Annotated in this window: 17 protein-coding genes and 2 tRNA genes; 1 reads left to right on the top strand and 18 read right to left on the bottom strand. The window is 35.7% G+C overall.

Going from position 1 to position 21,643, the window contains the following annotated elements; genetic code table 11:
- Positions 1 to 152 precede the first annotated feature (152 nt).
- The 14 genes from AB3I34_RS01720 to AB3I34_RS01655 all read right to left on the bottom strand — a co-directional run bounded on the left by AB3I34_RS01720 (position 153) and on the right by AB3I34_RS01655 (position 19,971).
- Positions 153 to 728, bottom strand: a complete 576-nt coding sequence (locus AB3I34_RS01720; protein WP_010712375.1) for a hypothetical protein — start codon at positions 726 to 728, stop codon at positions 153 to 155.
- A gap of 54 nt (positions 729 to 782) precedes the next feature.
- Positions 783 to 1,577, bottom strand: a complete 795-nt coding sequence (locus tag AB3I34_RS01715) for a hypothetical protein (RefSeq protein ID WP_010712374.1) — start codon at positions 1,575 to 1,577, stop codon at positions 783 to 785.
- 25 nt (positions 1,578 to 1,602) lie between these two features.
- Positions 1,603 to 3,213: a hypothetical protein gene (locus AB3I34_RS01710; RefSeq protein ID WP_010712373.1), complete on the bottom strand. Its 1,611-nt coding sequence runs from the start codon at positions 3,211 to 3,213 to the stop codon at positions 1,603 to 1,605.
- Positions 3,204 to 3,560 carry a hypothetical protein gene (locus tag AB3I34_RS01705; RefSeq protein ID WP_010712372.1) on the bottom strand — a complete coding sequence of 119 codons (357 nt, stop codon included), beginning with the start codon at positions 3,558 to 3,560 and terminating at the stop codon, positions 3,204 to 3,206. Before AB3I34_RS01705 ends, AB3I34_RS01710 begins: the two co-directional genes overlap by 10 nt.
- Before the next feature lie 12 nt (positions 3,561 to 3,572).
- The gene (locus AB3I34_RS01700; RefSeq protein ID WP_010712371.1) at positions 3,573 to 3,827 is read right to left on the bottom strand and encodes a hypothetical protein; all 255 of its coding nucleotides are present in this window, start codon (positions 3,825 to 3,827) and stop codon (positions 3,573 to 3,575) included.
- Positions 3,828 to 4,238 carry a DUF4176 domain-containing protein gene (locus AB3I34_RS01695; protein WP_010712370.1) on the bottom strand — a complete coding sequence of 137 codons (411 nt, stop codon included), beginning with the start codon at positions 4,236 to 4,238 and terminating at the stop codon, positions 3,828 to 3,830.
- Positions 4,235 to 8,665 (bottom strand): type VII secretion protein EssC, encoded by a 4,431-nt coding sequence (essC, locus tag AB3I34_RS01690; protein ID WP_010712369.1) that lies wholly within the window; start codon positions 8,663 to 8,665, stop codon positions 4,235 to 4,237. The genes AB3I34_RS01695 and essC overlap by 4 nt, the downstream gene beginning before the upstream one ends.
- Positions 8,646 to 9,818, bottom strand: a complete 1,173-nt coding sequence (essB, locus tag AB3I34_RS01685; protein ID WP_010712368.1) for a type VII secretion protein EssB — start codon at positions 9,816 to 9,818, stop codon at positions 8,646 to 8,648. The genes essC and essB overlap by 20 nt, the downstream gene beginning before the upstream one ends.
- Positions 9,815 to 10,084, bottom strand: a complete 270-nt coding sequence (locus tag AB3I34_RS01680) for an EsaB/YukD family protein (protein ID WP_085444170.1) — start codon at positions 10,082 to 10,084, stop codon at positions 9,815 to 9,817. Before AB3I34_RS01680 ends, essB begins: the two co-directional genes overlap by 4 nt.
- Positions 10,085 to 10,098: 14 nt before the next feature.
- Positions 10,099 to 10,596 carry a hypothetical protein gene (locus AB3I34_RS01675; protein WP_010712366.1) on the bottom strand — a complete coding sequence of 166 codons (498 nt, stop codon included), beginning with the start codon at positions 10,594 to 10,596 and terminating at the stop codon, positions 10,099 to 10,101.
- Between the two features lie 2 nt (positions 10,597 to 10,598).
- Positions 10,599 to 14,075 (bottom strand): type VII secretion protein EsaA, encoded by a 3,477-nt coding sequence (esaA, locus tag AB3I34_RS01670; protein ID WP_025189363.1) that lies wholly within the window; start codon positions 14,073 to 14,075, stop codon positions 10,599 to 10,601.
- Between the two features lie 27 nt (positions 14,076 to 14,102).
- On the bottom strand, positions 14,103 to 14,396 hold the full coding sequence (locus tag AB3I34_RS01665; RefSeq protein ID WP_002357798.1) for a WXG100 family type VII secretion target: 294 nt from the start codon (positions 14,394 to 14,396) through the stop codon (positions 14,103 to 14,105).
- Positions 14,397 to 14,811: 415 nt separating this feature from the next.
- On the bottom strand, positions 14,812 to 15,519 hold the full coding sequence (locus tag AB3I34_RS01660) for a GntR family transcriptional regulator (protein ID WP_002357800.1): 708 nt from the start codon (positions 15,517 to 15,519) through the stop codon (positions 14,812 to 14,814).
- A 204-nt stretch (positions 15,520 to 15,723) separates the two neighbouring features.
- Entirely contained in the window at positions 15,724 to 19,971 is a 4,248-nt protein-coding gene (locus tag AB3I34_RS01655) for a 2-hydroxyacyl-CoA dehydratase (protein ID WP_010712364.1), read from the bottom strand.
- A 175-nt stretch (positions 19,972 to 20,146) separates the two neighbouring features.
- Between AB3I34_RS01655 and AB3I34_RS01650 the strand changes: the two genes are divergently transcribed.
- Positions 20,147 to 20,758, top strand: a complete 612-nt coding sequence (locus AB3I34_RS01650) for a TetR/AcrR family transcriptional regulator (protein ID WP_016614989.1) — start codon at positions 20,147 to 20,149, stop codon at positions 20,756 to 20,758.
- A 55-nt stretch (positions 20,759 to 20,813) separates the two neighbouring features.
- Here AB3I34_RS01650 and AB3I34_RS01645 read toward each other — a convergent pair whose 3' ends face one another.
- The 4 genes from AB3I34_RS01645 to AB3I34_RS01630 form a co-directional block, all read right to left on the bottom strand.
- Positions 20,814 to 20,993 carry a hypothetical protein gene (locus AB3I34_RS01645; protein ID WP_002357804.1) on the bottom strand — a complete coding sequence of 60 codons (180 nt, stop codon included), beginning with the start codon at positions 20,991 to 20,993 and terminating at the stop codon, positions 20,814 to 20,816.
- A gap of 154 nt (positions 20,994 to 21,147) precedes the next feature.
- Positions 21,148 to 21,219, bottom strand: a tRNA-Gln gene (locus AB3I34_RS01640).
- 9 nt (positions 21,220 to 21,228) lie between these two features.
- A tRNA-Tyr gene (locus AB3I34_RS01635) sits at positions 21,229 to 21,309 on the bottom strand.
- Positions 21,310 to 21,405: 96 nt separating this feature from the next.
- The gene (locus tag AB3I34_RS01630; protein WP_002357806.1) at positions 21,406 to 21,639 is read right to left on the bottom strand and encodes a DUF2969 domain-containing protein; all 234 of its coding nucleotides are present in this window, start codon (positions 21,637 to 21,639) and stop codon (positions 21,406 to 21,408) included.
- Positions 21,640 to 21,643: the final 4 nt, after the last annotated feature.

Genomic DNA, 21,643 nt, shown 5'->3' with positions numbered 1-21,643 from the left:
AGCAAAATTATATTTTTTTGATAGAATAGCTCAGCAACGTATTCTTTTCACCTGATATATTTTCTAAAAGTATGTCGTAGTTTATAATTTTTTTTTGCTTGTTCAAAGGTTATTATATTTATCATGTTATTTAAACTTTTCATAAACGCACCTCAGTTCCTTTTATAAATTTTGTTATTCATTTGCGGGTTAATATTAGTGCTGCCACTATGAACAGGCACCCCTATTTTATATTCTTTATCCGTTGGAATCACTTCATATTCTCCATGTTTTTTATATTGTTCATTTAACCATTTTCTTTTATCTTCTGCAGAAGATGACCAACCAAATCCATCTTTATCTCCCCATATTTTGGGAATAGAATTAATAATATCTTTTCCCATACGACCAGTAGTATTCACCGTCCCCAACACAGCTCCAACAGGTCCTCCATATTCTGCTCCTTCTAGCGGCCCCATGTCCCAAGCAAATGAATTAATCCCACCATAAATAGCCTTACTTTCATCTCCATATGCTGGACTTTTTGGATTAGTGTATTCTTCATAGGCATAGGAAAGGAAGGTTAAACCATCTCCTATATATAATAGTCCTTCTTTCAGTATGGGATATGCTTTTAAAAAATCAGAAACAGCTTTCAATTTTTTAAACTCTTTGAGGCCTATTTTAGATCTTACAGTAATTCTTGATTCTAGCGAAATTTTTGAAAAGATATCTGTGAAATACCACATTTAGTTGCTTATATTATATAAATGAGGTCAGGTTCAAACTTGACCTCTTTTGTTCTAACTATCTTCACCATACCATTCTTGCTTTGTAAAGCCATATTCTTGACGGAATTCCTCGGAAAATTTTTTCAAAACAATTCCTTCAACAAATAGTTTTTTATTAAATATCATAGTTGGAAGTAGAGAAAAAACAAGAACAATGAGAAAAATAATGGCAATTATTATTAAAAATATCGCTGTTCCTAGCCATTTATTTTCTATAACCAATAAACCAGTTTCATTTGTACTTTGACTCAACCAAGATTTATTTAATCGATAAAACTGTATTCCTATCACAATTAGTACAATCATCAATGTAGATAATTTTAATATTAGACTATTAAAAAAAATTGTCTTTTTGGAAATTTCAACATTAATATTTTTTTGTCTTAGATACTCCAAAACCATGATTTTGCATCTCAAAAAACTAAGCATCCCTACAATAATTAAATAACATACAGAAATAAGTATATAAAAAGAGCCAAACAGAGGTTTCCCGTCTGATTGTATTCCTAGAATTATACTTAATGTCCAGCTTTGTACTAACAAATATATTGTAAAACTATCACTAGCTTGAATTAAGAACTGATATTTAACGTGACATAAACTATTTAAACTGTAACTACCACAAATTATTATTATTAAAATCAAAGTAGTCCATACAGAGTTATTTACTGTCAATAAAGATAAAAAAATACTAAATAGTCCTAAACAAAGTATTTTATATTTTTGCGTTTTGTATAATTGAGTACTAGCAGTTTCTATTAAATTCTTTGCATCATCAAAAGATATTTTATTTAAGATTTTATTCATATTATCCCTCTATATTCTATTAGTTTTAATCATTTGGATTAAAATTAGGTGTTCCACTTTGAGGTTTTACACCAGTTTTATACTCTTTGTCTGTTGGAATAGCTTCGTGCTTGCCGTAATTCTCATATTGTTTTCTTAACCACTCTTTTTTCCACTCTTCTCTTACCTTTGAATTTCCAGAAAATCCAACATAGTAATTTTTGGAATGGATAGATACTTCACCGAAAATAGTATTAAATTTGATTTCAGGTGTTGTATAATCAACTCCTTTTATTAGTGTATTCACCGTCCCCAAAACAGCCCCAACAGGTCCCCCATATTGTGCTCCTTCTAGTGGTCCTGCATTCCATAAGAATAAGTTTATTCCTCCATAAATAGCCTTACTTTCATCTCCGTAGGCCGGACTTTTGGGATTGGTGTATTCTTCATAGGCATAGGAAAGGAAGGTTAAACCATCTCCTATATATAATAGTCCTTCTTTCAGTATGGGATGTGCTTTTAAAAAATCAGAAACAGCTTTCAATTTTTTAAACTCAGCTAAACCTACTTTGGAACCTGCAATGATTCGTGAACCCAATGAGCTTTTTGACAAAACACCCGTCAAGTGGCTCATTGGTGCTAAAACTTCCCAACCCTTTTCACTTAATTTAAATAATACCCCATATAACTGAGCTTGTTTATCTAGCGGCAACTTTTCTGCTAAAATAGCCAGCTCCGAACTTCTTAAAACCTTCAGCACTTTTTCTTTAGGCCAATCATTCACATTTTCTTGAAAAATAAATATTTCTAATGCTGCCATTTTCAATTTCTCTGGTACTTTATCTGAATCCAAGGCAGTAATAATATAGTTAAACAATCGTTTATCTTTTTTGACTTTTTCGATAGCCGCCGCTGGATTCTTCTTAAATAAGTCATTAATCATTTTTGCCATATTTTGTTGATTTTTCTTTGCTTCTTCTAAACTTTCAATCCCTTGAATTTTTGTAAACCATTCTTTACTCGTTCCTTCTGGCAATGTATAACTACCATCCGCATGAATTGTTGTTCCATTCAACACCATTATGCCTTGCATAGCCAGTTTAAATTCAGCTAGACTTCCTTGAAACAGCCCACTTATTTTGCCATTAAATTCTCTTAGCTTATTCAACTTTTTTTCAATCCGTTGAATATCCTTTTGACAGTCTTGCGCTCGCCTCGCGAAATCTCGCTGCATCCCTCTTATCATTTCTGATAGTAAGGGCTCTGGCAATGCATTGGCAATCATGTTGGCTGTACGTTCAGCGTTCTCCAAAGCTGTCTTTGAACTTTTACATAATGTTAATTGTTCATTTAAGTTGTCTTCTTCCAAATAACCTTCACTGGCAATAAAACTGTCCGCTGAAGAGAACGTATTCAAATCTCTTTGAACATTATCTACTGCACTCGAAACACGTTTGATTGTTGGAATCACTAACTCCGAAAATAACCCTTTCCCTGCGGTATACGCTGCTCCTGCTAGTGTCTGGCCATCGATCGCTGCGATTAATTGCTGACTACCAGAGTTTAGATTACTGACTGCTGTCCGAGCAATAGAGAGATTCGTTGCTAATGAACTTTTGATGGCATCGCTGTCACTACTTGAATAGATTAATCCCATGGCAATTCATTCCTTTCTTTTTGATATTCAAGACGTTCTTCATTTAATTGTTCATTTTTTCTGACACATTGTTGATAAAATTCCTGATGAACTTGTTGAAAAGTAGAGGTTTGCTTTTGCTGCTTCTGAAGATAATCTTCTTGTAGCCATCTTGCTTCTTGATTACCATTCTTAGCTAATTCATGATTCAAATTTTCTAACTTACGTATATTTCGCGTTAAATCTCCTTCTAATGTGTCAAATAAATTTTGAACTTGTCTCTTTGCACTAGAAATTGAAGATATTTCGTGCTCTTTTTCAATAATTTTTTGATTGTATTCTGCTCGTAACTGCTCGTTATTTTTCATTTTATGACCCTCTTATTTAAATCTTGTCCCGCTATCACGTGCTGCGATGACTGCGGCTAATTTAGGAAACTTACTTGCTTGATTATTTACACATTCCACCATCTTTGATACGTTAGCTACAAGCTGATTACTGACTTGCGCACCTTTTTTCATACCAGAAAGATTACTCTTTCCTAATTGACATTTAGCGCCTCCACTCACCGATACATTACTAATCCCAGAAACCGCCGCTTGTGCGGCTCCTTGATTTGAGGCAATCTTTCCCATCTAGTCCTCTCCTCCTTTTCTAAAATAATAAAATGGGTCTCCATTTGTTTCTATTTCCGTTTTTTCTAGTTCACTACTTTTTTCAACCTCCGGTTCAGAATCCTTTGGAAACGATTCTGCACTCCCGTTCATTTGTGAAAGTAAATTTTCCAAAAACTCTTCATCCGTTTTATCAGAAAAACCTTCAAACAAAACCTCTATAATTTGCTCTACTTCAATTGAAAAGACTTCTTGTGTTGGTATATCCCCAAAAGGATGTGGTGCAACTTTATAACGAGAAACAATTTCTCCGTTACCATTTTTGGCAATCGCTCGAGCAACAATGAAATAATATAATGTATCATTGGTTGTATCTTTTAACTTCAACACACTCCCCAATGGTAAAAAAGGGGTAGTTAAATCTTCACTCATTTGTTCACCTCCATTGGCACAACAATTTTATCTAATACTTCTTCTTTTAAGCGATGTAACACATTTTTAGGGACAGGAAGATTTTGCTGATCATAAGGAACATTTTCAACAAATGATTGATTTTGCAATGTACCTCCGAAAAGAACTTGTTCTGTGTTTTCTTTGATTGTCGAAATAAAACTACTGTAAGTAGATGTAAGCTTTGTTGAAGTATCTAATAAAATTAACTGTAGTTTGCCCATAGGACTATTTGTTATATAAGCCAGACTATCAATATCCAATGATAATTTATCGACCAAGTCTGCCAAGCTATTAATAATCACAATTCGTTGTGTCGTTTCATCAATTAACATTGCTTCTAACGCTTCTTTCAATTCCACATTCTGTTGTACTACTTGTGTTCGTTGAATATAAAGGGATACTTTTTCAGACCATTTTTCTAAGTTCCCCGCTACATCAATCAAGACAACTTCATAATTGACAGTTAATTCACTGATTTGCTGCATAAACCATGGAAAGATTAGTTGGGATTGTTTAGTAGATTCTGGAAAAATACCTAGCGTTTTTCTTTGGAATAAGGGTAACGTTTCTGGTTCAGCACTTAATTTGTTTAATCCCAAATATAACTGATTCAATTCTTTTTCTGGTACAAATTGTTGGAATTGTTCATGTGATAATTTTTCAGGAACCATTGGAATTCTTTCAGGACGAATTCCCACCCAGTCATGATTCATCGTAGCCACTTTGGTTTCTAAATTTTCTAATAATTCTGCACTATTTTCACCCTCTGCTGGCAAGTAAAATTGAATCGCCGTTGGCGTATCCAACATGACTTGCCCACGTCCGCTGATTGCTTGAGCCATTAAAGCATCTCTACCTAACAAGCTACCTATTTCACTTTCATCATTCAAATAAAGAACGACTTTAGTTGCGATATTACTCATCATATTCATCCGAATACTGCCAGAACGGCTCGCAGTAAAAATTAAGTAAACGCCAAGACTAGCACCATCTCTTAAGAGTTGTAAAAGTAGCTCGTCAATCCCGTCTTTCCGTTGATCTTCTAAACTTAAACCATCATAGCTATCTAGCAAATTAATAATGATTGGTAATTTTTGCTGTGTTTTCGCTTCATATTGGATTAGACTAGCTACGCCAGTTTCTTTAAATAGTTGCTTTCTTTGCGCTAGTAATTGGCTAACTCGATCCAACATTTTTTGCAATTTTTCGTCTTCTTCTAACGTCACAATGTCTGCCACATGGGGCAAATCTTTCAACGGAAGTAGCCCGTTATTCCCAAAGTCTAATAAATTAAAATGTACTTGCTCAGGGGTATTCTTATGGGCAAGATTGATTGCTATCGTTTGTAAAATCGTCGATTTCCCATATCCTGGACTCGCAAAAATTGCTGTATGGCTGGACTTCTCCAAATCATATTCATAGACTTCTTGAGCTTGCTTTGCAGGAATATCAAGTAAGCCTATTGGTACTTTAAGGCTACGATCATTCGATTTTCCAATATTTGGTGTTGCTATTTTTTCTTCAAGATTAGGTAACCACGGTTTATCTGGAATCGTTAGTGTTGATTGTTCAAAAATTTCACCAATCGTAGTAATAACAGCTTCCAATTGGGTTGGTAAGTCGCTCTTATCTTTTCCTTGAACCACTTCTTCACCTGGATCATAAAGCAATTCAGTTTGTCCTAAATCATTGATCCGATATAGCCGTTCATCCACCACTTCTTCCATCACTTGGTCAGGATCGTAAGGAACACCCGCATAACCACTTTGGAACATTTCATAAACTTCATTTTCCCCAACTTTTAAATACCCCCGACCAGGATTGGTAATTTGAGCTGCATCTGGTGTTTTTAATAATTCATTAGAATCTTGGACACTAGCCATTTTCAAAGCAATTTTGCTGGTACTATTGGCTTCAATTTGATCATTTACCACACCACTTGGTTTTTGTGTCGCCAAAATTAAATGAACACCCAATGAACGGCCAATCCGCGCCACCGAAGTTAGCTCATCTAAAAATTCTGGAACATTCGCTTTTAATTCCGCAAATTCATCAGAAACCAAAATTAAATGAGGCAATGGTTTAGTAGGATAGATAATATCAGGTTTCGGTTCGTGTCGTTGTTTGTATAAACTCATATATCCGTTGATATTATTCACACCATATTTGGCGAATTCTCGTTGACGTTTATCCAATTCTGCTTTGATACTGGCTAAGGCTCTAGCTGTTCCGGCTCCGTCTAAATTGGTAATAGCGCCCATAAAATGCGGTAGCTTATCTAATGTATTGGCTATTCCGCCACCTTTCCAATCAATAATCAACATGCCGATATCTTCAGGAGAAAAATTAATCGCTAAGCCAATTAGATAAGTTGTTAAAAATTCTGATTTTCCGGAGCCTGTGGTCCCTCCAACAAGTGCATGAGGCCCATGCAAACGTTCGTGTAAGTCCCAATAGACATAATCTGATTTACCACGCCAGCCAATTAGTGAACGAATTGATTTATTTGGCTGCGCATTCAACCAACGTTGATCGATAGTTAATTCTTCAATCCTTGTTACTTCGTATTGCTCAAGTAAACTCAGACTTTCTGGCACCGCATTCTTCTCCACTTCCACATGCTGCAAGTTCGCCAAGCGCTGAATCGCATAAGCAAGCGGATAAGCAGTCGGTAAATGATTAGGAACGAAGTTTTGGTTCACATATTTATTATTTTGATTGATTAAAGTCGCCGCTTCACTACTTTGATACTCAATCAGTGTAGTTGTCGTTTCTGGTAACATATTTAAAGCATCTTTTCCCCAAATAACTGTCACACCATATTGACTCATATCTTCAGCTAAAAATTCATTTAAGCCATGCCCTGACAACCAGCTTTCCTCTAAAATCGACAGAATATACTGTGGTTGAAAGTGAACTTTTTCATTGCCGGCTTCGCGCACTTGTTGACGACGTTTCGTAATCATTTGATAGAAAGAATTTAAAACCATATCCCTTGTTTGAGGATCATGAACAATCCCACGCAAATTCAGGCTGCGGATTTTGACGTGTGGCAACCAACGCCAAGAATGCCAATCTTTCTGATAATCTTCCTCTGGTACTAAAGTAACAAACTCTACGTCACGATAGGAATGTAAAACAGACACTTGAAATAACAACGTTTGAATGGCTGTCCTTAAAACAGCAGGTGTTCCCGCCAATCCTAAGGTTTGTCCCATTAGTGGTACAACAATCGGCGCCTTTTCTAATTGTTTATATGGCCATACTAATTGTTCTTCAGCTTCTTGACTTAGTGAATCATCTTCAGTTGACTGATAATTTGTCGTAAAACTTGAAGAAATTTCACCAACCCCTAAGCTAACTGTCAAAAAATCTTCATTAGTCATCATGCGTTCATATATTCGCGCATGATACTCTTTTGTCATTAAGGCTAATTCGTTCATGGAAGGATTCATATATTCCAAGGCCTCTTTTTGTTCTTGTTGCAGTATACTTAAATGAGCTTTCTCTTGTATTAAATATTGTTCGTAGCTATTTGTCCGTTCGATATTCTTTTGCTTTGTTTCTTTTTTATTGGTGAAATAACTAGAGACTGAAAAACCAGCCGTCAATAAACTCGCTCCGCCCATACTAAGCATCATAATTGGATTGCCCCCACTTAAAAAGCTTGTTGCGCCACTCAAAACGACCATTCCTAAAGGTGGGACAATCGTCCGTAACAGTTCATTTTTCCCTTCTGTTTGCTTGACTTTTGGGGCAGCAATTTCTATTTGTTTTTTTGGCTCCTTCAAGTGAATCCGTGGACTTCGTCGAAATGACGGGAAATCGACAGGATATTCTGGAATAACCTCCTCTTCTACAATTTGCCAAGGATTCAGGGAATATGTAGCTCCTAGACTTGTTAACTTTAATTGTTTTTCCCGAACTTCAATGATTAAGCCATTGACAACTAATTGATCACCGACTGCAAAAGCATAGCTTCCTTTTTCAACTAAATAATGATTGTAGTAAATCGTATCTTCTCCGGGATAAATCGTTGCTGTATATTCCCCAGTTTCTGGTGCTAGTGTAATATTGATGATGGCATCTGTTTCTAATGAAATCGCAGCGTTTTTGGCAGAGGCAATTAAAAAATCTTTCTGCGGTTTATTGGTGGTGACAGTAATTAATTCTTCGTGGGGAAAAACAGAAAAATTTTCAGCAGAATCAAAGGTTTCACCATTACAGAATAATTCTTCATTTTCGTAAAAAAATAATTGTTGATTGATTGAAACACTTGGGTTTTTAGCCGTAATTTGACGGTGAAGAAGTTGGGTACCAAAATAAAAAATGTCAAAATAAATCATGCTAGATGTATGAATTTGATCATTCACAGAGACCAATTTTTTACTGATTTTCGTTGTCATCCGTTTTTCCTCCCAAGATTTTCATGTATTTATCAATCGCTTCTTCATATTTTGTTAACAATGCTTGTTTTTTCTCGCCGTTCATTTTGTTATTGGCTTTGGTTGCATCATATAATTTTGTATAGGCATGTAATATATATTGGTTATCGCCTAAATTTTGGGCAATATCTAATGATTTTTCAAAGTCTCCTTTGCCAATATAAATCCAATAAAGTAAGGTATTTTCACTAGATTTTTGAGATAAATTATTTAAAATTGCTGTTTTTTGTTCATTTGATAAATTATCTAGTTGGACAGAACTAACAGCAGCAACATACTTAGCTCCTATCGGTAATTCTTCTGGTGTATCTTCTTTTAATGTTTTCGTAACACTTGCATAGTCATTAGAAATATACTGCGCTTCTGCCAAACTCACTCGCTCTTGGGCTGGTAATTTTTTTAAGACATAAATCCCTGTTGTAGTTGCAAAAAGTAGCGTTAAAGCCAATAACACTAAGCTGGCCCATTTAAAGGTTAAATAACTTTTTTTACTCACTAATTTGGTTTCTGCTTCACGCTTGGCTTTTTGACGAATGACTTGTTCACCAATGATTTGCTCAATTTCATTGATTGTTTTCGCCTCTTGTAATTGTTTAGATAGCGTATCTTTCAGGGTGCCATTCCCTTGAATCAATTGTTCATACTCATACTTTGGATGTAAGATTGCTAAAATCAGCGCTCGATATTGTTTAAAAAATTCTCTTTCATCTGCTGAATAAGGCACAATGACCTGCATAAAACCACGATGAGCAATTAATAATTCTTCTCCCAAGATATAGATGTTTTCTGGATGAATAAAGGGTTGGACCGGTGTACCTAAGAAATCAACCAAATAATGAACTCTTTGCGCTAACAATAATCGCTCATATTGATCCATTTTTTTTATCGCTTGTAAAATGGATTGCATATATTGATCCTTATGGTATTGAATCACTAACGCTTCTTCCGTTGCTTGTATTATTTTTCCCGATAAAAATCCACGACTTGATTTTAAAAATTGTTGAAACTGTTCTAGTCTTTCTAACTGATATTGATTTGCTTGTAATGTCACTTGAACATATTCTTTTGTTGCTTCTAACGTGATTGTCTCTGAAATATCCTTTAACTCGCTCATCCATGTGTCTCCTTTATAATTTCTTTTACTACTAGTTGGTCGCCATTCCCTAATGGATAATCTGCAATTAATTGATTGTCAGCTAAATGAATTGGTTTATTCAAAACAACCAATTCAAATGATACTGGCAAACGGTTTGGCAACAGCTCAAACGATTCGAGTAACAATTCTTTTAAACGTGCAACTGATACCTGATTAGGGATTTGCAAATCAATAATTTGATTCGACACATGTAAGCCGATACCAATCGATGTTCTTTTGTTCATGTTTCTTTCACTCCTTAATTTCCGCTTTGTGCACGATGATATGAAAAACGGTTTCCTAGAAAAACACCAACGAATAAAATAACTATACTTCCTAAAAAAATACCACTGTACAACCAAAAGTTTATGGATATTTCTCGGTGAACCTCAAGAGATTCAACGCTTTCAGGAGGAGTGACCGTTTCCGTCTCTTTGAACAGAAAAGGCCTTACCTTTTTATCAACTGCTAATGTTTTTGCATTCTGTTCTGTCCTAAATACATCATTTTTTGCTTCGTTGATAACCATCGCTTTACTTTGATTGACTTCTTTTTCTCTCTCTGCTTTTATCGGTAAAAACAAATCCGGAATAACAAAATTCACTTCTACGTTTTTTTTCTGCTGATTGTCTTGGTAGATCACTTGATTATTTATTTTTAAAGCGCCTACTTCTTCTGCTTTTGTTTTTGTTGATGACAATGACAAATAGAGCATATTAACACTTAAAACAATCACTATTTTTATTATTTTTCTCATGGCTATTCCTCCGGTCGTACAAACAAATTAAGGACAACACCTAAAACAAGTAAAACGATTAAAATAAGGTAACTAACCCAACTAATTTGTACGCCATTTACTAAAGCAGTAAAGCCATTTTGGATATTTTGAAGCGGCGATAAACGATAGAGCCAATTGCTTAATGATCCTACCTTTGTTGCAATGCCTAATAAAGGTGTCAACATGAAAAATAACCCCAGCATAGCTCCATAAACATATAAAGTAAGTTTTTTAAATTGGCGCAAACAAGCACAAACCAAAAGTACACCGCTAGCAAATACTAAGAAACTATAGCTAAACCAAGCGAATCGATTTATTTGAGATACATTGAACACCAGTAGAAGTGAAAAGACACTCCCAAACAAAATAACCGTAATCAAAAGTAATAACAGATTTGGTATATTTTGCCAAACTCTGGTTGGTTCAACCAACGCATCCGCTACAGTAACTGTTCTTTTCTTCATAAAGCCTTGGAAAGTTAGCGCAATAACGAATGTTAGAATACTAACAATCAAGGTAGCGTAATAGGGAATTAAAGAGACATGTCGTGTTTCGCCAAAGATTCCTTCTCCTTGAATTGGGCTCGCAAGGAAACTAAATACCCGTGGATTATCAGCACCGCCGTCTCTTGTATTAGCCAATACTTTTTCAAATGTTTTCGCATACTCTTCATTTTCTTTGGTTGTTTTCTTTGACTCATCAATTGAATCATTTAAGTTTGCTAAGATATTTTGCACATGATCTTGAACTTTGGTTGTTGAGGCTTTCAATTCTTTGATAGTCGGGGCAACATCTTTGACTTTGGCTGCTGAATCAGCTGTTGTTAGACTAGTTTTTTTCGTTGTTTGCATTAACGTTTGCATCATTTTAACTAAATTTTCTGTTTCTACATCTAAAGTGCTGGTTTGATTTTCTTCTGGATGTGGATTTCTTTCATCAATTACAGAAGTAGCTCCCACTTTTCCAGATTCTTGCCAAGTAGCATATGTCGCATTGACTTGTTTTTTTGCTTCATCAAACCATGTATTTAATTTCTCTGCTTCTCGTAATAATTTTTCGGGGACTGTCATTAAATTTAATGTTCCGTAAAGTGTTGTAGGTTGTCCATCTGCATTTTGATCTGTCTCAGTACCAATTAATTGTTTTAATTGATTAATTTGTTCATCTGTTTCTCGATATAATTGATTTCCTGTTTTTTTATATTCGTCTAATAAATTATCTGTAATCATCATGGTTTGCTCGTTTTCAGTGATATTATCGTACATCCAGTAAATGGATGTCTCACCTGCTAACTCTTCAATTGTTTTATCCTGATTTTCAGGAGCAGTTAACATTGCTGCATACTCTTGAATAGATAGACTTTGATTAGGCGTACCATATAAAGTCACAATTTGTTGTGATACAGTATCTAAAAGTTGAAATTGCTTCATGATTTCAGGAATATCGGTTACTAATGGTTGGTCCATTGCAATATACACAGCGAACGAACGTGCATTTTGAAGCTCATTATTTACCCACCAAGAATAATCAATCTGATTAAATGCTGTTTTTTGTTGTTCTGGTGTCAGTTGCCAAGACATTGGTAAGTCAATCGTTAAGGAAAGTTTTTCTGGAAGTGAGAGCAAATCATTTACTGGCTCAGTTACTTTTTCAGATTCATCTTCGGATTCTTCTGCCAACTCTTCTTGCGTATTTTCTTCGTCCACTTCATCATTCTCAGGAATCTCAGCTTGTATTTTGACTGGTTTGGTAATTGTTAGCTGTGTTGGGGTAATTGCTGAAATATCAATGCTGTAACCTGTACCTGCTAACTGCTGATTCAAAGATGTTTTAATTGTTTGAACTTTTGAATCATCTAAAAGAAATGACAATTCGCCATTTTGTGTATTGGTTTGTCGTAATGAAATAACCGACTCTTGATTTGTCGCTAGTGAAAAAGTTACTTTTTCTTGTGGAATCGCTATAGTATCTTCATGAAGTTGTTTAGGTTCCAAATACATAAAGCGGCTTGAACTGGTGAAATCAAGTTCATGTTGTTCTGCATATCGCTGAATAATTTGTAACTCATCACGGAAAAGATTTCCTTGTTCAACTGAAATCCTATTATTCATTTCTAATTCACTAACGAGTCTTTCTAAACTTACAAAAGAAATTTCACTTAGTGATTCTTCCAATCTTTCCTGATAATTTTTATCTAAGTTAGGTATATTTTCTTTTTCGTTCGTAATTAACTGAATAATCGCTTGCTTAATTTGAGTGTCTGTTGCTATCTCAGGTGTTGCTTCAAGATCATTATAATATGTAGCCGCAATTTGCTTTTTTAACGCAGTTAATTGTTCTACTTGCATATGTAGTTCTGCGATTTCTTTTTGTAGTTCGCCAATGCGATTGCTTTGTGTTTCTTGAAATAATTTAGATTCTGATAAAAAGTCAGCATAAATCCCTGAGTTTCCTTGTTCACTTGGTGTGTAGAAGGAGCTAAACTGATTGATTACCATTCCATTTAGTTGATCGAATTGTTGTTTGTATACTGTCGTGTCACTTTCCCATTGATTAGTCAATTCTTGTTTTTGTCTCTCAAACTGTTCATTAAATTGTGCAATTGATTTTTTTATTTTTTCATTTGCTTCTTTCGAATACTCGTCCACTGATTTTTTCGTATCTTCCGTTGTCTTACTAGTTGATTCTAAGCTCCGATTGTTGCTTTCTAATAAGGTTTGTACTGATTTTACAAACGCTTCTTGCTCGTTTGTAAATAATTTATTGTCCTCATCTAAAATACTAGCCGTACTTAATACTGTCGTATAATTCATGGGAATTTCTTTAAATGGTTGCTGAATTGTTTCTTCTAATTGATTTTGATACAGCAACTGCGTATCAGTAATTTGGTTAACGTTTTGTTGTGCGATAACTAAATTTCCAACAATACTGGAAAAATACATCTGAATTACGCGTTGGTTAAAATCTTTCAAAATAGTATTTACTTTGTCTTGAATTGCTTGATTGGTCAATTCATTTTGTCCGTCTCGCACTTGGTATTCAACAGAAGCCTGCTCTGGACTAACAGCTTGTAGTGACAATAATTTCTCCGAAAAATCTTGCGGAATAATAATTTGAGCATCGAATTGTCCATTTTCAACCCCAGATGTTGCGATATTCCGAGTCGTTGTTTCCCATCGATTAGCTGTATCTTTGTTAATTAATGTGACAAAATCAGAACCTAATGCATAACGTTTTCCTTCAAAACTTGCGCCTTTATCTTCATTAACTAATGCGTACTGCATCTTTGTTGTCTGATCTTTGCTACTTCGAGTCACGTTCTCATCTTTAAACCCTAAATGAATGAAAAAAAGTAATAACAAGAAAGTTGCTCCAATTGCTAAGGCAAAAGGGATACCTTTTTTTATTTTCCCTTCCATTATCTTCTCTCCTTTAGAAAAAGCGCTAGTGCAATTCATTGCGCTAGCGCTTCAATCTTTGATCAATTAAAAGCCAAATGATCCTGCATCTTGACGGTCACGTTCTGCGACAGTATCTGCATATTTGTTTAATTGTTGATTAATACTAATCAATAATTCTTCCATCTGTTTGACATTACCTTCCAATTGATTATACTGTTCCAGATACGCTTGAAATGCTTGCCCTTTCCATTGTTGTGAAATTTGTTGGTTCATTGAATTCACTTTACGAATTGCATCTTGAATTTGAGACGATGCTTGCGAATATACTTTCGCTTGTGATTTCAGTTGTTCTGGTGTTACAGCAATTGATCCTGCCATAAGTAATCCCTCCACATTTTTTATAGTTTTATTACCTGTTACAAATATTATAACTATATATAAAAAATATAGTCAACAACTATTTAAAAATATACGTATTCGCATAAAAATAATTATAACAATAAAATAAACAAATAAAAACTCTTAAAAACAACATTGCAAAACCACCAAAATCAATATTTATTAAAATAAAAACAAAAATAACTGATAAATAAAAATTATTCAAAAAATATTTAAATAAAATTTTAAAAAATAAACAAATTCCATTAAATCGTTATTTTTTAACGTCAGATAAATTAATAAGTAAATATGCATTTTATTAAAAAAACAATTTATTTCTTTAGCAAAAAAAAATAAAAGATAGGAAAACTTATCACATTGATAAGTTTTCCTATCTTTTATTCATTCTTTTTCTCTACTTCTCTAAATAAAACTCAAATCGACTTCCTGCATACTGCGTACGAACATATTCAAAAGGTAGTCCGTTTTCAAAATAGGATACTTGGCGCACACGCAGAATCGCATCGCCTCGTTTAATCTCTAAATATTCTGCGATTTGTTCCGATGCTTGAACAGCAGAGATTGTTTGGTTAGAATGGCCAATTTTGTGGCCAGATTTGGCTTCAAGTGTTTTATAAAAAGAGTTCGTGATTTCAGATTTGCCATATTGCGAGACCAATGAATAAGGAATGCTCGCCACCTCAAAACAAATCGGAATGTCATCCGCAAAACGAATTCTTTCCATTCGTAAAATTGAATCTTCTGGACCTAGTTGTAATTTTTCCATCTCACTAGAACTAGGTTTCGCTACAAAATAAGACACCGTCCGACTAGAAGGAACGCGATTTTGAGACAAGGTAATTTCTGTAAAACTAGTGGTACCTGTCATTGTTTCTTGAACTTTCTTACGTGCTACATACGTTCCTGAACCAATTTTTCGTTCTAAAATCCCTTCGTCTGCTAAAGTCTGAATGGCTTGGCGTAAAGTCATTCGACTAACATCAAATTTCAAGGCTAATTCTCGCTCAGAGGGCAAACGATCCCCGATACTCCAGACACCTTTTTCAATATCTTCTTTGATTTTATCGTGAATTTGAATATAAATTGGTATATTTTGAACCATTTACGCTTCCTCCTCTTCGTTCATCTCCTCTTCTATTATAACTGGTATAGACCGTGTAAACAACCAAAAAATGATAAATAAAAGAGGAATTGGAATTTTTATCAAAGTTGGTCTAGTTGCATACTTTTTTTATAACAAAAACATTTGGCTTGGTCAGTAAAAAGTGACCAAGTCAAATGTTTTTAAACGAATTTCTATTAGTTATTATCTTTTTACATTTTCTTCTTTCATCAACTTGTTCGCTGTGGCCATCATCAAACGGATTCGGTTCAACTGATTGACCAAAGATACCCCAGGATCATAATCCACCGCCGCAATGTTTGCTTGCGGATATTGACGTCGTAGCTCTTTCACGACCCCTTTTCCAACAATATGGTTTGGTAAACATCCAAACGGCTGCATACAAACGATGTTCTTCACCTCATGTTTTAAGAGCTCAATCATTTCAGCTGTTAAAAACCAACCTTCACCCGTATGATTGCCAATTGATAAAATTTTACTTGCGTCTGCTGCCATATCATAAATGGAATGAATGCCATCAAAACGGACCGATTTTCTCAATGCCTTATCCATTGGTTTTTCTACCAATTCAATGATTTTTATCGCAAATTCTGCTAAACGTTTGCTTTGTTTTGACATGCCCATATTTTCGTATTTCCAAATTTGATTGTACAAAGAATAGTTCATAAAGCCAACAATATCTGGCACAACTGCTTCAGCACCTTCTTCTTCTAACAAACGCACAATATCATTATTCGCTGTCGGCGAATATTTCACTAAAATTTCCCCGACCACACCGACTTTTGGTTTTTTTATCTCTTGTAAAGGAATTTCATCAAACGTCCGAATAATTTTTTTCATGAAGTGATTAAATTGTGTCAGCGAACCATTCCGGACATTGGCTTCCACTCTTTTTAGCCAATCTTGGTGCAGTTGATCCACCATTCCTTTTTCTGTTTCATAAGGTCTTGTTCGATAAACTACTCGTTCGAATAAGTCACCATATAAAAAGGCAACTACTAAGCGTTTGATCATTGGCAACGTAAATTTAAATCCTGGATTAGATTCGACTCCTTTATTGCCCATCGAAACTGAAACTACAGGAACTTGAGAAAAACCAGCATCATTCAAGGCTTTTCGTAATAATGGAATGTAATTCGTTGCGCGACAACCGCCCCCTGTTTGCGTCATTAAAACACTGACATTATCCAAATCATATTGACCACTTTCCAAAGCTTCGACTAGTTGTCCGATAGAAATAATTGCTGGGTAACACGCATCATTATTGACATATTTTAACCCGACATTCACGGCTTCTTTATCCTGCGCAGGCAAACAGACGACATGATAGCCAGAAGCTTGTAATGCTACATCGACTAATCCAGATTGATGAATCGGGCTAAGCATTGGTAACAGTAAAGTATGTGTTTTTTTCATTTGTTTTGTAAACACAATTTTCTCTGGCTCTTCCATTTGTCTATGCGGAACAAACTGTTGCTTCTCCCGCTCATTGACAGCCGCTTTCAAGGAGCGCAACCGAATACGAATTGCGCCCAAATTCGCGCCTTCGTCGATTTTGAGGACTGTATAAATTTTGCCAGACCGATCCATGATTTCTTCTACTTGATCGGTTGTCACAGCATCTAAGCCGCAACCAAAGGAATTCAGTTGGACAAGTTCTAAATTTTTCGTCTTAGCCACTACTTTAGCCGCCGCATATAAGCGAGAATGATAGACCCATTGATTCACCACACGTAAATTCTGCACGTCTCCAAGATGCGAGATACTGTCTTCTGTCAAGACATGGAATCCTTCCTGTGTAATGACTTCGGCAATGCCGTGATTAATCTCTGGATCCAAGTGATACGGTCGCCCCGATAAGACAATCCCTCTCTGGCCTTTTTCAGTTAACATGGCTAACGTTTCTTCGCCTTTTTCTTTAATTTCTTTTTTAAAAGCTGCTAATTCTTGATAACCATGATGCAGCGCTGTTTGAATTTCTTCTAAGGAAATCCCTAAATCAGCAAAATTTTCAGCTAAAACTTTGGCAACTGCAGCTTCATTCGCTAGATTAAGATAGGGATTTCGATAATCCACTTGGCCCTCTCTGATGGCATCCACATTATTTCGAATGACATCTGGGTAGCTTTGCACAATTGGACAATTAAAATGATTATCCGCTTCCAATGTTTCTTGCTGTTCAAAAACGACACCAGGATAAAAGATGATTGGCACTTGCGCATCAATTAATGCTTGAATATGTCCATGCGCCATTTTCGCTGGGTAACAAACCGTATCACTGGGAATCGTTTCAAGGCCTTGTTCATAGATTTGTTTATTAGAACGTGGCGATAATTCGACCCGAAAGCCCAAGTCAGTAAAAAATGTATGCCACAAAGGATAATTTTCATACATGTTTAGGACTCTAGGGATACCCAAGCGCCCACGAAACGCTTTATTTTCCCGCAAAGGTCGGTACTTAAATAACTTGCGGTACTTATAATCAACCAAATTCACTTTGCGTTCTTCTCGTTTAATTTTAATTCGCACACCACGTTCACAGCGATTTCCCGTAATAAATTGACGCCCATCTGAAAACACTGTGACCGTTAACTGACAATTGTTTTCACACAAGCCGCAATGAGTAAATTCCTTTTCAGAGGTAAATGCCGCTAACTCTCCTAAAGAAAGAAGCGTGGTTTCTTCCCCAATTTCATAAGCGTCCAAAGCAATCAGCGCTGCCCCATAAGCCCCCATCAAACCAGCAATAGAAGGACGAACCACTTCACGACCGCTAATTTTTTCAAAAGCTCTCAAGACCGCTTCATTGTAAAATGTTCCTCCCTGGCAGACAATCTTTTCTCCCAACTCTTCAGGTCGGCGAACCTTAATGACTTTATAAATGGCATTTTTGATGACTGAATAAGATAGTCCAGCAGAAATATCGCCGACAGAGGCCCCTTCTTTTTGAACCTGTTTCACTTTTGAGTTCATAAAAACAGTACACCGAGAACCTAAATCAACAGGCGCTTGCGATTCTAAAGCCGCCAAAGCAAAATCCTTCACATTATATTTTAAAGATTGCGCAAAGGTTTCGATAAAAGAACCGCACCCAGAAGAACAAGCTTCATTTAATTGAATGGAGGAAAGCACGCCATTTTTAATGGTCATCGCTTTCATATCTTGTCCTCCGATATCCAAAATAAAATCCACACCTGGCTGAAAATGGTTGGCTGCTTTGTAATGGGCCATCGTTTCAACTTCACCAATATCGACTTTTAACGCATTTTTTATTAGCTGTTCTCCATATCCTGTAACAGCCGCTTTTCCGATAAAAACTTCTTCAGGCAGTTGTTGATAAAGTGATTTCAGTACTGTCATGGTGGTTTCTAAAGGTTGCCCTTGGTTATTACCATAAAAAGAAAACAACAAATGACCATCTTCATCAATCAATGTGACTTTTGTCGTTGTAGAGCCTGCATCAATCCCTAAAAAGGTCACGCCAGTATGTTGAGATAAAGGTTTCTCCGTTGCTTGAGCTTGCGCGTGTCTTTCTCGAAAATCTGCCAAATCTTCTGCGCTGTTAAATAACGGTGGTAACGTGTCGCTCGGCTGTAAATCAGTAGCCTGGCTGTTCACTAAGCGCTGAATTAATTCTTCCAATGTACATTCGGCTGCATCTTCTGAATAAAGTGCTGCACCCATTGCTACAAACAGTTGCGGTTGTTCTGGAAAAATAACATCTTCTGGCTGAATTGCTAAGGTTTCAATAAACCGTTTTCTCAATTCTGACATGAAAAATAAGGGTCCCCCTAAAAACGCTACTTTACCTTTAATTTTGCGACCAGCAGCTAACCCAGCGATTGTTTGATTAACTACCGCTTGAAAAATACTCGCCGCGATATCTTCTTTCGCTGCTCCTTCATTGATTAAAGGTTGAACATCCGTTTTAGCAAAAACCCCACAGCGGGAAGCAATCGGATAAATAGTTTGATAATTCTTCGCCAATTCATTCACTCCATTGGCATCCGTTTTAAGTAAAACAGCCATTTGATCGATGAAGGCGCCTGTCCCACCTGCACAACTACCATTCATTCGTTGCTCTAAAGCACCATCAAAAAAAGTGATTTTTGCATCTTCTCCGCCAAGTTCAATAGCAACATCCGTTTCTGGGATTATTGTTTCAACAGTTCGTGTACACGCGATAACTTCTTGAACAAAGGGAATCCCTAATACCTCAGCCAGCCCCATACCACCAGAGCCAGTTATGCTCATTGTCACAGGTTGGTCTGCACCGATCCTTGCTAGCCCTTCTTTTAAAATGCGTTCAGTTGCTGCTTTGACATCTGAAAAATGGCGTTCATATTTTGTAAAAATAGGCTGATTTTGTTTATTTAAAAATACTAATTTTACTGTCGTTGACCCAACATCAATCCCTGCTCTCATAACCATCAATTAAAATACCCCTTCATTTCCCAACAGTTTGTTGATTATTATACAAACTGTTTGTTATAATAGATATACCTATTTTAGAAAGGTTCTAAATGATTTGCAACAAGCAATTTACCCTATTTTGTGAGATAAACAACAAAGTTTCCACGAATGTTGACTATCTCGAAAGGAATTTATGATGGCAAAGAAAACAGACCTTAGAGTACAACGAACCAGAAAAATGATTATTGAAGCTTTTTTTAAACTTGTAGAAACGAAAGGCTACGAAGCGGTGACGATTCAGGATATTGCTGATGAAGCTATGATTAATCGTGCGACTTTTTATGCTCATTTTAAAGACAAACAGCATTTATATGATGCAATCTTCACCTTTACGCTTAGTGCTTTTACCGCTATTCTTGATTCGCAACAACTGGTTAATGGCAACCGTGTCCGCGTGAAGCACATTGAAGAACTTCTGACGCAACTCTACATCAACATTCAAGAGAACAAATCTTTCTTCTTAACTATCATGGACAATAATTTCGACGAACACTTTCGAAAACGCTTAGCTGAGATTATCGAAGAAAAATATGCGACGATTTTTTCGCAGTTGCGTATTACCGAAAATGATATTGATGTACCGATAGATTTTGTTATTGAATACATGACCTCTATCTTCATCGGTACCCTTCATTGGTGGATTACTAGCGAAACGGATATGACACCCAACCACTTAGCCCAATTAGTTATCAAATTAGTTGGTAATGGGCATTTAACTGTCTTAGGCATCGAATTAGAAAAATAAAAACACCGGAGTAGACAATAATTTTGTCTGCTCCGGTGTTTCTGTTAAAGACGAGTTAGTTTTTTGAACGCCATTTGATATTGTGGGCTGTATTTCTTGAAGAAGTGACTTTAACACCACTTTTGATGTTGCCTTTTTTACGAGGAATTAAGTCAACTTTGACATCATACTTACCATCGCGTGCTAAATCGTAAACATTTTCAACCATTTCTGTAATTTTTTCTTTAAAGTTCATTCTTATCAACTCCAGACTATTCTTTCTTAATACTTTAGCATATTCTTATATAAATGAAAACTTTTCTAGCCTGTACATGAGGAAAATCTTACCTCATTTTTGTTATATAATTATACAAAAAAAGAACATCTCTCTACCAGAAATGTTCTGAAAACTGGGGTAGCTGGATTCGAACCAACGCATGACGGAGTCAAAGTCCGTTGCCTTACCGCTTGGCTATACCCCAAAAAGAAAATGGAGGAAAGTGGATTCGAACCACTGAACCCTAAGGAACGGATTTACAGTCCGTCGCGTTTAGCCACTTCGCTATTCCTCCAAAAAGTCATTGTCGCTGTAACGACCTGACTTAGTTATAATACAATCTTTTCCAGAAAAAAGCAACCCTTTTTTTAAAAAAATTGTTATTTATTTTTTATTCACTTAAATTCCATTGACGAATAATTGTTTCAAAGGCTTCGTCCAGATTTTTTGCTGTACCTTCTTGCTTGCCATCAATTTCAATGATGAATTTTTTATCATTTTGCGGAATGACACGACCGATTTCTTTTTTACCAATAAATAATTTGTTCATTAAAACATTTGCTCCATTGTATTGGGCTTTTTCTTCTTCAACACGTACTTCAATATCTTTATTCTTTTTTGACATCTCT

This window comes from Enterococcus sp. C102(2024) (assembly GCF_040888205.1).
Classification (GTDB): Bacteria; Bacillota; Bacilli; order Lactobacillales; family Enterococcaceae; genus Enterococcus; species Enterococcus faecalis.
The sequence above is the reverse complement of the archived record's forward strand: the minus strand, read 5'-3'. Positions and strand labels throughout refer to the sequence as shown.

Coding starts and splice junctions, on each gene's coding strand:
- AB3I34_RS01720 (WP_010712375.1), bottom strand. CDS start 728: ATGTGGTATTTCACAGATATCTTTTCAAAAATTTCGCTAGAATCAAGA.
- AB3I34_RS01715 (WP_010712374.1), bottom strand. CDS start 1,577: ATGAATAAAATCTTAAATAAAATATCTTTTGATGATGCAAAGAATTTA.
- AB3I34_RS01710 (WP_010712373.1), bottom strand. CDS start 3,213: ATGGGATTAATCTATTCAAGTAGTGACAGCGATGCCATCAAAAGTTCA.
- AB3I34_RS01705 (WP_010712372.1), bottom strand. CDS start 3,560: ATGAAAAATAACGAGCAGTTACGAGCAGAATACAATCAAAAAATTATT.
- AB3I34_RS01700 (WP_010712371.1), bottom strand. CDS start 3,827: ATGGGAAAGATTGCCTCAAATCAAGGAGCCGCACAAGCGGCGGTTTCT.
- AB3I34_RS01695 (WP_010712370.1), bottom strand. CDS start 4,238: ATGAGTGAAGATTTAACTACCCCTTTTTTACCATTGGGGAGTGTGTTG.
- essC (WP_010712369.1), bottom strand. CDS start 8,665: ATGACAACGAAAATCAGTAAAAAATTGGTCTCTGTGAATGATCAAATT.
- essB (WP_010712368.1), bottom strand. CDS start 9,818: ATGAGCGAGTTAAAGGATATTTCAGAGACAATCACGTTAGAAGCAACA.
- AB3I34_RS01680 (WP_085444170.1), bottom strand. CDS start 10,084: ATGAACAAAAGAACATCGATTGGTATCGGCTTACATGTGTCGAATCAA.
- AB3I34_RS01675 (WP_010712366.1), bottom strand. CDS start 10,596: ATGAGAAAAATAATAAAAATAGTGATTGTTTTAAGTGTTAATATGCTC.
- esaA (WP_025189363.1), bottom strand. CDS start 14,075: ATGAATTGCACTAGCGCTTTTTCTAAAGGAGAGAAGATAATGGAAGGG.
- AB3I34_RS01665 (WP_002357798.1), bottom strand. CDS start 14,396: ATGGCAGGATCAATTGCTGTAACACCAGAACAACTGAAATCACAAGCG.
- AB3I34_RS01660 (WP_002357800.1), bottom strand. CDS start 15,519: ATGGTTCAAAATATACCAATTTATATTCAAATTCACGATAAAATCAAA.
- AB3I34_RS01655 (WP_010712364.1), bottom strand. CDS start 19,971: ATGGTTATGAGAGCAGGGATTGATGTTGGGTCAACGACAGTAAAATTA.
- AB3I34_RS01650 (WP_016614989.1), top strand. CDS start 20,147: ATGATGGCAAAGAAAACAGACCTTAGAGTACAACGAACCAGAAAAATG.
- AB3I34_RS01645 (WP_002357804.1), bottom strand. CDS start 20,993: ATGAACTTTAAAGAAAAAATTACAGAAATGGTTGAAAATGTTTACGAT.
- AB3I34_RS01630 (WP_002357806.1), bottom strand. CDS start 21,639: ATGTCAAAAAAGAATAAAGATATTGAAGTACGTGTTGAAGAAGAAAAA.